This window comes from Parabacteroides caeci, assembly GCF_023656795.1.
Classification (GTDB): domain Bacteria; phylum Bacteroidota; class Bacteroidia; order Bacteroidales; family Tannerellaceae; genus Parabacteroides; species Parabacteroides segnis.
Genome location: NZ_JAMOKT010000038.1, coordinates 58,971 through 72,580, shown reverse-complemented (window position 1 = coordinate 72,580; position 13,610 = coordinate 58,971). Strand labels below are relative to the sequence as shown.

At 45.8% G+C, this 13,610-nt stretch carries 10 protein-coding genes; 2 read left to right on the top strand and 8 right to left on the bottom strand.

Annotated features, from left to right (window positions below):
* Positions 1-199 precede the first annotated feature (199 nt).
* The gene (locus NBH15_RS18190) at positions 200-1,462 is read left to right on the top strand and encodes a Gfo/Idh/MocA family protein (protein ID WP_250823242.1); all 1,263 of its coding nucleotides are present in this window, start codon (positions 200-202) and stop codon (positions 1,460-1,462) included.
* A gap of 3 nt (positions 1,463-1,465) precedes the next feature.
* On the opposite strand, the gene NBH15_RS18185 is transcribed toward NBH15_RS18190, so the two are convergent.
* Positions 1,466-2,146 carry a response regulator transcription factor gene (locus NBH15_RS18185; RefSeq protein WP_186959240.1) on the bottom strand — a complete coding sequence of 227 codons (681 nt, stop codon included), beginning with the start codon at positions 2,144-2,146 and terminating at the stop codon, positions 1,466-1,468.
* Between the two features lie 9 nt (positions 2,147-2,155).
* On the bottom strand, positions 2,156-3,628 hold the full coding sequence (locus NBH15_RS18180) for a sensor histidine kinase (protein ID WP_250823241.1): 1,473 nt from the start codon (positions 3,626-3,628) through the stop codon (positions 2,156-2,158).
* A gap of 152 nt (positions 3,629-3,780) precedes the next feature.
* Between NBH15_RS18180 and NBH15_RS18175 the strand changes: the two genes are divergently transcribed.
* Positions 3,781-5,922, top strand: a complete 2,142-nt coding sequence (locus NBH15_RS18175) for an outer membrane beta-barrel family protein (RefSeq protein ID WP_250823240.1) — start codon at positions 3,781-3,783, stop codon at positions 5,920-5,922.
* 64 nt (positions 5,923-5,986) lie between these two features.
* Here the strand turns inward: NBH15_RS18175 and NBH15_RS18170 are convergent, their stop codons facing one another.
* The 6 genes from NBH15_RS18170 to NBH15_RS18145 form a co-directional block, all read right to left on the bottom strand.
* Positions 5,987-6,412: a DUF5053 domain-containing protein gene (locus NBH15_RS18170; protein WP_250823239.1), complete on the bottom strand. Its 426-nt coding sequence runs from the start codon at positions 6,410-6,412 to the stop codon at positions 5,987-5,989.
* Between the two features lie 40 nt (positions 6,413-6,452).
* Positions 6,453-6,623 carry a hypothetical protein gene (locus NBH15_RS18165; protein WP_224265474.1) on the bottom strand — a complete coding sequence of 57 codons (171 nt, stop codon included), beginning with the start codon at positions 6,621-6,623 and terminating at the stop codon, positions 6,453-6,455.
* A gap of 97 nt (positions 6,624-6,720) precedes the next feature.
* A complete protein-coding gene (locus NBH15_RS18160) occupies positions 6,721-8,445 on the bottom strand; it encodes an endo-alpha-N-acetylgalactosaminidase family protein (protein ID WP_250823238.1) in 1,725 nt (574 codons plus the stop codon).
* 14 nt (positions 8,446-8,459) lie between these two features.
* Complete coding sequence (locus NBH15_RS18155) at positions 8,460-11,489, bottom strand: glycoside hydrolase domain-containing protein (RefSeq protein ID WP_244050966.1); 3,030 nt, start codon at positions 11,487-11,489, stop codon at positions 8,460-8,462.
* A 20-nt stretch (positions 11,490-11,509) separates the two neighbouring features.
* Entirely contained in the window at positions 11,510-13,015 is a 1,506-nt protein-coding gene (locus NBH15_RS18150; protein ID WP_250823237.1) for an endo-alpha-N-acetylgalactosaminidase family protein, read from the bottom strand.
* Between the two features lie 96 nt (positions 13,016-13,111).
* Entirely contained in the window at positions 13,112-13,600 is a 489-nt protein-coding gene (locus NBH15_RS18145) for a DUF5018-related domain-containing protein (protein WP_244050964.1), read from the bottom strand.
* Positions 13,601-13,610 lie beyond the last annotated feature (10 nt).

Below are 13,610 nucleotides of genomic sequence, written 5' to 3'. Positions count from 1 at the left end.
GTTAAGACTTTTCTTTCTGCAAGATTACCTTTATTCCCCAATTACACAACTTTTTTTGAAATATTTTAATGATTTATGCCACAAAACATATTTTAATAGAAATTTTGGTGCGGTTGCCCTGATAAAGAATAACAGGTGAACGATTTATAAAGATTTTATCCTATATTTGGGGAATATTTACTTATAATCATCTTAGATCATGAACACAGAAAAGGCCACTCCTGTAACAGCCATCGTGCTGGGAGCCAGCGGAAGAGGAAAATTGTACGGCGATTATTCACTGGAACACCCGGAAGATTTGCAAATCACCGGCATTGCCGAGTTGGTGGAACTGCGCCGCAACATATATGGCGACAAATACCATGTACCCGAAGAAAACCGAGTCGCCACCTGGGAAGAGATGCTCAGCCGTCCCAAGTTTGCCGATGCCGTCATTATCGCTACCCCCGACCATCTGCATTATGCCCCCTGTATGAAAGCGCTCGACCTGGGATATGATATCCTCCTTGAAAAACCGATCGCACAGACAGACGAAGAATGCCGTCGCCTGGTAGCCTATGCCAAAGAAAAAGGAAAGATCGTCGGCCTGACGCATGTGCTCCGTTACTCGCCTTATTTCGGAATGCTGAAAGAGATGGTGAGCAGCAAAGCGATCGGCGACCTGGTCAGTATCCAGCATTTCGAACCGATAGAACATGTACACATGAGCCATTCATATGTGCGCGGAAGCTGGCGCAACGCAGAAGCGAGTACGCCGTTGGTCCTTGCCAAATCGAGTCACGACCTGGATATCCTCCACTGGATCATCGGCAAGCCCTGTAAGAAAGTGGTAGCCTTCGGTGACCTGGCGCATTTTAAGGCGGAAAACGCCCCCGAAGGTGCTCCGGCCCGTTGTACCGACGGCTGTCCGGCAGAAGCGACCTGCCCTTTCTCCGCCCTGAAAATCTACTACCGCGACCGCACCTGGCTATACGTATTCGACCTGCCGGAAGACCCGGACAAACAGGGCGACGTCATCCTCGAAAACCTAAAAACAGGACCGTACGGCAAATGCGTCTACCATTGCGAGAACAACCAGCCCGATCATTATATGATGCTGATGGAATTTGAAGGCGGCGTAACGGTCAACTTCTCGATAGAGGCTTTCACATCGTATGGCGGCCGCCGTACCCGCATCATGGGGACGCGTGGCGACATCGTCGGCGACATGGAAGAGTTCACCCACACCGACTTCGCCACCGGTGTTTCAAAAACATACAATGCCAATGCTGAAGACGCTCTCAACTACGAAGGCGTAGGCCACGGTGGCGGTGATGCCGGTATGATCCGCGACTGGATCGAAGCCATCCGCCGCCAGGATGCCAGCCTGATGAGCACACCACTCGACGAGTCGCTGGAAAGCCATCTGATAGCCTTTGCAGCAGAAAGAAGCAGGAAAGAAGGGAAAGTGATAAACCTTTAAAAGTTACAGCCGCCCACCAATCAGCTTATATCCGATCCCCCGTACATTTAATATTTTGATACGGGGGTCTTTCTCTAATTTATGGCGTAGTTTGGTGATAAATACATGCAGGCTGCGGGTATTGTAAAAGCTGTCGTTACCCCAGAGTTGCAGCAGGATATCCTTCGTGTCGACCGGCAAAGTTCCGCTCTCGCAAAGAAGCCGCAACAACTCCGACTCCCTGAATGACAGTTCGATCTCCTCACCGCCGATCTGCAAAGTCTGGGTAGAGGGGTAAAAGGTGTAAAGTCCCAGTTCGTGGTAAATAACGGCTACCGGTTCAGACAGGCTTTTCACTGTCAAAGCCTTCACCCGGGCAATCAGTTCACGGAGGCTGAAAGGCTTCCGCAGGTAATCGTTCGCCCCAAGCCCGAAACCGAATACGATATCGTCCACTGAAGAACGGGCACTCAGAAACAGTACGGGCACCTCCTTATCCATCCGGCGAATGCGGCGTACCATCTCGAAGCCGTCCACCTCCGGCATCATCACGTCGGCAATGATCAATGCGGGATGCTCCCTGAAATACTGTTCGAGCCCTTCCAGGCCGTCGCGGGCAATAGCTACTTCGTAACCTTCCTCTTCCAGGGCATCTTTTACAATCATTGCCAGAGAGACTTCGTCTTCTACTAATAGTATGTTCATAATCTCAGGTTATTGAGGTAATGTAATTATAAAACAGGTGCCTTTACCGGGTTCGCATTCCACTGTGACGCTCCCACCATGTTTCTCCACCATAGTCTTCACATAGAACAGTCCGATGCCATAGCCTTTCACAGATGACTGACGGACAGAGGGTATGCGGTAGAACTTATCAAAAATATGGCGGCGGTATTCTTCGGGGATACCAGGACCATTGTCCTGTACCCGTATCTGTGTCTTTCCCTCCGTCGCCACCGCCCGTATCGTTATTTCCGGTTCTTTATCCGCATATTTGATAGCATTATCCACCAGGTTGCTGATGATGCTGTACAAATGGATACGGTCTGCCTTCAGCGTGATTTCCTCCGGCTGATACTTTGTCCGAATGCGGAAAGAGCGGGACGACTTTATCTTCTGTTGCTCCACGAGCCTGGATATCAAATCATTCAAGGACAGTTTTTCTATCACCAGGCGGATATCTTTCCGTTTCTCTAAACTGAGCGAAAGGATTTGTTCCACCATCCCGCCCAGGCGTTCCAGTTCCTCATGGCAAAGGTGCAGATATTTATCAGCTTTTTCTCTATTATCCAGCAGGTTATAATGGATAATAGATTCAATGGCGGCATACGAAATGGCGATCGGTGTTTTCAGTTCGTGAGTAACATTATGCGTGAAATCATCTTTCAACTGTTCCACCGTCTTCTGATGGAATAGAAACCAAATCATATAGGCAAACGATAAAGCAAGAATCAGCAGAATCAGGAAAGAAGAAACCAGAATCCCCGTCATACCAGCCAGCGAAGCCATACGGGTGGATTCCACATAGACATAGAAAGCTCTTGGAGTAAAAGTAGTGTATTTCCAGGTATACAGGTGATAGCGTGACAAATCTTCTCCTTCGGGGACAGAAGTGGCAATGACCGTGCTGTCGGTAAGCAGACGTATCTCCGTGAAATGGCGGAGGTCCAGGTTCTTTTCCCGTAGATTAGCTGCCAGCAGGCTATCGAACTTTGCTATATTAACAGGAGAGATCGTGTCGATGATTTCATGAAGGCTACGCTGCATCTGTAACCCCAGCTCACCCAATGACTTGAAATCGTCGCCCACTTTGACGGAGTAGCTTTGCAGGACTTTCTTCATATCCTCATCTACTCCGCTTGCATAAGAGAGAGACGCCTTCTTCTCTATGATGCTGACCGGTTGAATGACCGAATCTTTATCTGAAAAACGGGTAGTCAGGGCAACTCCTCCCCGATCATCGGCCTGCGATATCGTTACCCGTTGCTTGTTCGTCTTTTTGCTGATAAAGTCAGCACGACTAAACAGTTCGACATGGTCGGCATTGCGGATAGCCTGCGTAATGTACTCCCTGTTCTGCTGTTGCAGGGAATGGTATAATCCGTTTATCCAGAACAACTGGTAGACGAAGATTCCCGACAAAGACAGAATAACCAAGAGAATGATATACTTGAACGATGATTTCATGCAAACAAATATAAGGAATCTCCGCCATGCAGCTTCCCGCTTTAAATCAAAATAACACAGTTTTCGCCGAATGTTATTTAGTCTTACCAAATGAAAGCCTTTTTTGGTAATCACTGGCGTCCTCCCTACCTTTCGTATAAAAACAAAAAGCCATGAAAAGAATCTATTACTTATTACCGATAGCCGGCTTACTCTCGCTTCCCACACAAATGCTGGCACAAAAACAGACTGGTAGCGAAACCATCCTGGTCAACGACAGCATCACGCTGAACCTGCCGGAAGTATTCGTCAAAGCGGAACGGCCGCTGGTAAAGGTGGCCGACGGAAAACTGCAATACGACATTCCCAACCTGATGAAAAGCAAACCGGTAGACAATGCGTTCGATATATTGGGGGAACTGCCGGGAGTAGGCAAGAGCGGCGACAATATCTCCCTGCTCGGTACCTCGGAAACCACCATCATCATCAACGGCCGGAAAAGTTCGATGACACCGGAACAGTTGGCCGACATGCTGAAAGCGACTCCTTCGTCCAAGGTAAAAAAGATAGAAGTGATGTACAGCACTCCACCCCAATACGGCGTGAGGGGCGCATCGATCAATGTGGTTATTGAGAACGACCGGAGCCTGGCGGATATCCTGAAAGGAGAAATATCGCTGACAGGAAAACAGGCCTGGTATTTTTCTCCTACAGCACTGATGAATCTGTCCTATACCGGAAAGAAGTATGCCGCCGACCTCTCCTACTCGGCCAATTACCGCCACGGACGTTCGACAGAAGATATGCACGCAGAACCGACCGTGAACGGTACAAAATACGATATTCTGCAAAAGAACTGGTCGGAAAACAAAGGCATCTCCCATAACCTGCGGGGGGCCTTCGAATATGATTTCAGCAATAAAGACAAGCTGTCGGCCTCCTATACAGGAAAATATGTACAAGACAAGCCAGTATCCCTGAGGGGCGGACAGACAGATTTCAAGGGTATCGAAACCGTTAATACGGCCAGCCGGACTACAGGTCCTTCGTTTCTGCATAGCACACGAATCGACTACAACGGACATAAGAACCTGAATGCAGGCATCGACTACACCTTCTACAAAGATAAATCTTTGCAGGACCTGGTTAATAATTTTGAAGACAACAATGACCAGGACAGACGCAACGAGAGCAAACAAAAATCACAGCGAGCTGATATATATATCAACCACTTCGTTGTCGTAGGAGAAGGATGGAAGATTTCTTACGGGGCAGAAGCCTCCTTATCGGGGACGACCAATGAGGCTTCCGCCCTTCTAAATAATGAAAAGGAAAGCGAAGGGACCTTCTATATGAAGCAAAAAGAACATTCGGTGGGTATATTCGGCGGTTTCTCCCATTCGTTCGGAAAGAAATTCACGCTGAATGCTTCGCTGGCTGTCCGTTATTACAAGGCTTCAGTTGATTCTGCCGGAAAGAAGAGTTCGTTATGGGATCAGGCAGACTTGTTTCCGTCGCTTTCCGCCGTTTACCGGATCGACCGTTCGAATATGTTACAGTTCTCATTGTCGAGTAACAGAAAATATCCCTCCTATTGGGCAACAACTCCCAATACCTATTATATGAATATCTACAGCGTGATAAAAGGTAATCCGCAGTTGAAACCGGAACTGAACTATTCGATGCAACTGACATATGTCATAAAGAATAAATATGTACTGGGTGCTTTCGCTAACTTCCAACCCGACAAGATACAGCAGATGTCGTATCAGCAACCCGACCGTCTGCAATCGGTCTTCCATTCCATCAACCTGGATACGCATACGATGTACGGACTGATGGCCGTTGTCCCTTTTCGTGCCGGCGAAGTGCTCAGTTCGCGGCTGACGCTGATGGGGTTCAGCATCCACAACAAAGGCACGCTGGTCGATATCAGCTTCGACAGAAAGAAGTTGTTCGGACGGGCAATGCTGACAAATACAATCTTTCTGACACGCGACAAGAACCTTTCACTCGACATCAGCGGCGATTACAGTTCGCCGGCGATCCAGGGCATTTACGATATCGATCCCCTGTATAGCCTCGATGCCGCACTGGTATGGACACTCCCCAAAAAGAAACTCCGCCTGACACTCAAAGGTTCTGACCTGCTAAACAGCCAGAAACCTCTCACCCATATCGACGAACAAGGACAGAAGAGCCGTATGGAGTTGTTCCAGGATATACGCTCCGTCTCCCTGACACTCCGTTACAGCTTCGGCGGCTACAAAGAGAAAAAGGTGAAATCCGTAGATACTTCGCGGTTCGGAACTTAATAAGATTCAGTTTTGATTATCCGGCAAGTGAATAATCAGCCGGATAATCAAAAAATCTTTTAAACTATACAAATTTAAGTGCTGTTTCATTGATTCTTTTACTCAAATCCAGTAAAGCTGCTGCAAAGCGTTTCCGTTCATCTTCTGTAAACCGGGCAGGTTTACCGTTTACTTTATTACCGTTTAAACGTTGATAAAGCCAGGTTTTACTTTTACCAAAATACTCTTTCGCAATATAACTCAACGATAAAGCATTCGCAACGTCCCCTAACTCCAATGCCAACTTAACATCCTGTAATTCTGACTTTATAGCCTTCAACCCTTTTTCTGTAGCTTCAGTAAAAATCTTTTTCTCATCGCCCGGCATCGCTTCTATCTTCTGTGCTCGCTTTTCCTGAAACATCGCACGTTCTTCGGGCGTCATGTTTTTAAACAGTTCAAAATCGGCCTGCATATCTGCTGTAGGTAAGAATTTAGATAAATCTTCCATAAATATATAAGTTTAATTCCCTTTTGTTGGGATTTTGTTTTTACTCAGATTTCAATATCTCATCTATTTCCGCAATCATATCCAATATATCATTAATATGTTGCTCAAATTCCGGTTCCTTCTTTATTACCCGATTTCCTGTATGAAATTCAAATAATAATTTCAGGTTCTCTTTCTGTCGGATAAGCTCCTCCTTCTCTTCTTTTGTCATAGCTAAGATTTTTTATATTAATACTGATTTATTTGATTTTACAAAAGTAATAATCCTTGAATCATTCTGCAATAATCCAAGGATTATTTTTATAGAATTAATGTAACGGTATCCCTGCCGGAACAATCGAAACCGCTTCCTCTTTCTCCAACGTCAGCATAAGAAGGCCATTCTTCACCGGCACTGCGGATTGTTTCAATGTCGAACCATTCATAGTTATGGAATATATATCCACAGAGCTGACTTTTTCCCAACCTTCCGGCATTCGCCAGCTGCGGTTATCGTAGCCTTCTGCGGAATAGGCGATGATCTCGTTCTCGTTCCAAAGAGCGGGGACAAATAGGTTGTCGTTTTCACGCAGGATAAAATCGCCTTTGCGGATGATCTTCTTTCCATCTTCCACACAGGCTACAACACCATCACTGTAATACAATGCGTCATCGATAAAAGCAACACGTTCAAGACGACTCAGATAATACCAAGGCAACGTCATCGTACAGAACTGAGACAGGAAACCGGGAAGATTATCCTTGTCTTTCTGAAAAATCTCCTCACCTTGCATACTGGAACCGAAACGAAAATCACCTTGTCCGTCCCGATGTGTCCGTCCCCTTGCCGATAACCGTTCGGGGACTTCCATCTGGAAGTTTATATCCGCCGGAAACCACCACGACATAGGTTGCAGGCCGACAAAACCTTCACCTGCCGGATGAGCCCAGAAAATACCTTCACCGGTAACATCGAATCCTTTTTCGCGCCAGTATTTAAAGATCTTCCGCTGTGTTTCCACCTCTTTATACATATCGATACCTCCGTTCTCCGGTTTGGCATGCCAAGGACTTAACGGACGGTTTTCCGGTTGCCAGTAAGCCATAAAAGCGTCGATATGAATGGTATGGCCTTCCTTTAGTTCGGGAACCATCTCGATCAGGTTGTCGACACGGGTTTTGGCGAAGCCTTTCTCCCACTCTTTCGTATAGCTCAGATGATAAGCTCTATGTCCTTTGACATATTCCCAGATGGATTTCAGGTTTCCATTGACATCACGTGCAATAATATCATTTTTGATATAAGTATCCCAAAGAGGACTTTCCTCGAAAGCATCGACCATATTGATGTGCAGACTGATAGTCGTATTATAAGCACGTGCTTCACGGATCAGCCAACGGAGACTTTCTAGAGCTGTAGCATCTTCTTCGCGTTTCAGCTTAGGGTTGACGATGCTCCAGTCGGGATAAAGATGATCATGACCACCACGCTGCCAACCGACCAGATAAATAATTTTAGGAATACCGCGTGTCAGGTGATCTACCCGTTTTACGACGTCCAATGCTTCTGCGAACGTACAGAGACGGGACGGGTCTTTATGCTGAAAGATCACATTATTCGGATCGGGTTCATTCAGTTCACCATCATACCCCATAAAAAGTTTCAATACCAGCGTCTGATGATAGTCACGGTAATAAGGAGTCACGACCACTTTCTTTTTAGCCGAATAAGTAGTTCCGTCTTTCTGATAAACAGCCGTAACTTCTGCCAATCCGCCATCTTTCGGAATCAACTGGTCACCGGACAAAGCAGCAACCTCGACATTCCCGCTGGCATTGACGGTGCGAACGGATAAGGCTACATCAGACAATGGAATATCCCATGTATTACCTTTCGAATCACAACCGATAATACGGATCGTTCCCCGTTCACCCGGATTACGCACCGGATTAAGAGTCTCTTTATCCAACTGAATCTCTATTCGCTCCAGTGCCCTCTGATCGCTACATGACAAAAAGAAAAAGATTGTTAGAATATAATAGAATATTTTCATGATAATAAGTCCTTTTATTTAATAATAATCAACCATCCTCGCTTTGGATCAACCGGGATCGATTCATCCGGAGTAAATTCACGAGCTTCCTGAAAATCTGTAATTGCCGGGGCAACCATACGGACAGAAGAAGGGTTCAGACCCAATTGTTTCCAGTCGATAGTCAATTTCACCTGTTTCTTATCACCGGAATAATTACCAAGCGATAATAAAGTCTTCCCCTCATTGACATAGGCCGTAACCTTCACCTCTTTATCGGAAGAGGTTACTGCCGGCTTTTCTTCCCAGAAACCGATCATTTTTGCATCCATGATTCCGAAATCATCCCACAATTGCCAAATATACCGCGGATCACAGGAAACTCCTTCCGTCACCCAAGGTTGGCGAACCGTCATGCCATATTGCATACCCAGCCATTTATTACCACCGCCATGCAACATATCTCCCATCAGGCCGAACGGAATACCGGAAACTTCCACCAGCCAGTTAGCAGGCGACATCTCATCGTACATGAAACTTTCACCGAACCAAACTTTATCCACATACGGGAAATACTCCGCATATTGAGTGGCCGGACCACGCGAGAACCCGGTATTCGAATGCAGGTCGATAATGCACCCCGGCTTCACATCATCCATCGCATGACGCATACGTTTCAGCATATCACGACCGAAAGCGACATCATCCAGGTAAAGACCGTCGATATCGACATGTTTTACCATCCAGGCCAACCCTTCTATATAATAATTGTACCAACGGGAATCTCCGGTAGCTGTCAGGACAGAAGCATCGGCTGCAATCCCCAAATGTTGGTCATCGAGATGCTGATACCATTGAGGGGTATAATCCGTTACATAATGCTCCCGGCACCAGGGGAAACCACCCCCTCTGCCACCTTGCAGGATTTCATCCCCCAAACTGCGCAACGCCCATATCTCCGGGACGACATTCGTCAGTTCACGGATAGTATAGTAAATCTTAACCTTACAACCTTTGCCATGCCATTCGTTCACAAAGTCTTTCATCCTGGTCGCTGTGATAAACGGATAGTTGATGAACGGATTCAATTCATTAGCATGATGGACATTGATAATCTTGATGCCGGCTTTTAAATTCTCTTCAGTCGGTGTCGGAGCTCCGCCATTGTGGTAATAACGGTCGGCAAACTGACTGTGAGCATTCAGTTTTTTGACAGGAGTTATCAGCAACGCAAAATCGAATGTCAGATTCTCTCCGGCGTTGAGCGTACGTTCTCCACTGTAAGCAGTAGCAAGTGTACGACTTCCGTTGCGCTGAATACGGAAACCGCCTTTACCGTTATTGTACCAGCTTTCGGGATAAGCAGGTCGATATAGATTCAAAAGCGGTCCGGTATAACTGGCTCCGCGCAATTCACAATGGATACCGGCTTTCTCGGAACCGCACCAGAAACTGTCGAAAGGCCATAGCCAGGAGGTACTTTTGGAAGTAGGAATAGAAACGGCATAATCATGAACCGTCTTTCCTTTTGTCTCCCAACCGCCCGAATAGGTAGCCGGCGTTTCCTGCCCCGGTAGCCCCAGTCCCATAAAATAAGGGGAGGCTTCACTTTTCAGCGGTATTTCCAGACGGATATCCTTAACCTGCAACTCTTTTTTGGGTTCTATAGAATAAATGTAATTAATCCAACCGTCAAACTCCATTGTTGCATGACAAGTCAACGCAAGGTCGTCATCTTCAGCTTTCCAGCTACCGGAAACTTTACCTTCCGACAAGCCGGTTTGCTCAATTGTCCCGTTCAACTTCTTTTCACCCGAAGACGTTTGAATGATAAAGCGTACCGGAGAAGCCAGCAACTCATGCCCCCAGGAATCGATCGAAGAAGGTAAAGCTGTCTGCATATCGATACCGACAGTACGTCCCAGACAAGAAATACGATTATCATCCAAAGACAAATCAGTATAGCCGCTTGTCGGTTTATCCGTAATACCCAGCGTAGAATTGAGCCATCGCAAACGGCTATGACGCCAAAGTTCGTTATCTCCCCGGTCGGCCAATGGCTTACCGCTTACTTTCAGTTCTATATTTACCGGAACGGAATATCCCGTTTCATCAGAAACAGCAATCACCCCTTTATAGGTGCCGGAGGGTTGGTTCTCTTCCAAATCAATGCCGAACCAAAGTGGCTGAACAGCATCAGAAGAAACACCCACTATCTTCGTAAAGGGTTTTCCTACCGGATTCACGCCTTCCAGATTGAAGCAGGTAATTGCTTTCGCCGGGATTATATGGTTACCACTTTTCAAACCTTCCGTTTTATACGTGATACTTTTCAAATCATCCTTACCATTCCATACCCCCAACTGGAAAGTATAATATTCGTTTGGCATCGCTGTAGCCTTGAATGTAGAATGGTCGTTTGTCTGAAACCATTTATACGGCACCTGGGATTTCATTCGTATCGGGAAAGTCCGGTCTTCAGGAAAAACCAGAAAGCGTCCGGGATGGGCTTTTCGATAATCATTCTTTTCCTTTGCAGAAGCAATAATCTCCATCGGATAAAAACTATCGAAATCCGTACGCGATTCCACCCGGACAATCTTTGCTTCCGGTAACTGACCAGCCGAAGCAGAAGTCTCAACCCATTGCCGGTCGGGAGCATCTTCCTTGGGATAATATCCCCGGTTATAATTTCCATATCCGGGTTGTACCAGGTAAGGCAAATAATAAAAATAGTAAGTGCCTTTCGTTTTAACCGGACCAAAAATCAGTTTGCATTGTTCGTTGTCGACCGCTATCCGTTTAATATTGGAAATCGTATCACCCGTTACAGCATTCACGACCAGAAAACGACGGTTATCGACTTCTTTATCCGGACGTCTCCAATCGAAAGAAAGCATAACAGCTTCCGCCGGTTCATCGACAGTCAATACAGCCCTATGATTACCTAAGGCTTCATTCCACGGACTCTCGGCAACGCCATAAGGATATGGTGCCTGAGAGGATGTTTTTCCGCAGGATAATCCAACCCAGGTTAATAGTACAAAAAATAATATACGTTTCATGAAGTTAGAATTTAAGTGTATTACAATTCAGATTTGTATTGTCCGGTAGACGGAAAGATAGAGACCGCTTCATCCGGCTCAAGAGAAAAACGAATATATCCGTCTTCACACGCAATACTGGTTTTATAGAAAATACCGGAAGAAGTAATCTTATAAATATCTACACTATGCACATCCGACCAGTCAGTAGGCAATTGCCAGACCTTACTTTCGTATCCTTTTACGGAATAAGCCATATATTCACGACCGGCACGCCACAGGACCGGCATAAAAAGATCGTCTTTATCTCTCAGCAACCGTTTATGGTGAGTAATCGTCGAATCTTTCAGGGATACGATCAGGTTGTCGTTATAATAAGCCATGCGGTTTTCTCCTTTTCCGGTCAGCTTTTCCCGTTTATAACGGTTCAGGTAAACATAAGGAAGTGTTCCGGTATAAAACTGGTAACGGTATTTATCGATCCAGTTGGCTATAGGCAAAGAGCCATTGTCTATCTCTCCGAAACAGTCCTCTCCCCGGCCGCTCATACCGAACAGGAAACCCAGTTGGAGCTGTTCTTTGGTCAGGTCGGGAAATTGTTTGGCAAAGAGATACGAAGCCCCTCCTGTGGTAAGGTAAGCCGGATATTTCATATAATCGTCCTCTGTTGCTTCAAACCACAGATACCAGGGAGTCAAGCCGATAAACAGGTCCTTTCCTTCCCGCAAGCGGTTAAAACTTTCGTGGGTGACATCAATACCCCTACTTCTGAAATACCGGAATATTCTTCGCTGATAGTTTTCTTCTTCCGCCCACGAGATCTTTTCATAAGGATTGTCACGCACAAAGAAAGCATCTATCATAATCGATCCGGCTTCCTGAATAAAAGGCAATAGTTCCAACAAAGCATCAATCCTCTTTACTGCATAGCCGCTCTCCCACTCGTTCTTATAACAGACCTGATAGGCTTTACGGTTATTCCAAACTCCAATCTGCATCGGTGTTCCATCCGTATTCCGGGAAATAAAACCTTTGGACAGATATTCTTCCCAAAGGGGACTGTCTTCATATGCATCCGTCATATTCACATGGACGCTAATATAAGTATTGTATTTCCTCGCTTCTTTCGCCAGCCACAACAATGATTCACGCCCGGTAGCATCGCATTCCCTTTTCAAGTGATTATTCACTTCAAACCAGGCAGGATACTTATCGTCATGCCCGTTATATTGCCATCCGACCAGATACAATGTCTTCGGAAGTCCTCTCGTTACAGCATCCATCTGTTTAACCAAAGACAAGACCTGCTCGAAAGTATAACAAATAACTGGATCGCCTTTTTCATCCGGATAAGACAACATGATCTTCATTACTTGCATCTGATGGTACGGATGCATATAAGGTTGTTCGGGACGCATCGTTTTCGTCCAGTCGTATTTCTCTCCGGTGATATTCCGCCAGGATTCGTTCGAAATTCCCTGGGAAAAAAATGAATGGTTAACGAACAAACATACAAAACACAATAACCAAAAATGAGTTTTCATCATCTTCTTCATTTTACATTAGTACATTATAGAAAAGGCTGTCCGATCTATATAGAGACACGGACAGCCTCAGGATTTCAGATCTAAGGGCAAATATAGTTACTTATTTAAAGCTGTAACTTGAATCGTCCAATCTTTTTTCGTACCATTAGCAGCTGTCACCACATATCTGCGTGTAGTAGAAAAATCACCGGGAGTACCTAATGTCGGAGCTCCGTCCTGCGGAGCTATAACCGCAGCCGTAGAAAGATTGAACTTGCCGACCAAGTTAGTCAATGATACCATATTTCGGATCTCTTCCGTAAAAGAACCACTGGCAGCAGGTACCGTAACCGTACAAGTAACCGTCCCTGTTTCCGGATTGATAACCTTATCACCGACCGTCAAGGTTACCACCTTTACCACCGGTTCACCATCAATCCATACATCAGTCACATCTTTATAACGAAAGTCAAACTTCACATCCGTGATATTTGCTTCCTCAAATGCCGGCAGGTCGTCCAAATTGCCTTTCAGGCAAGAAGAACAAACTAACGCAAACATTAACAACAGACTACTCTTTATCAATTTTATCATATTCTTTTTCATACTTCATTTG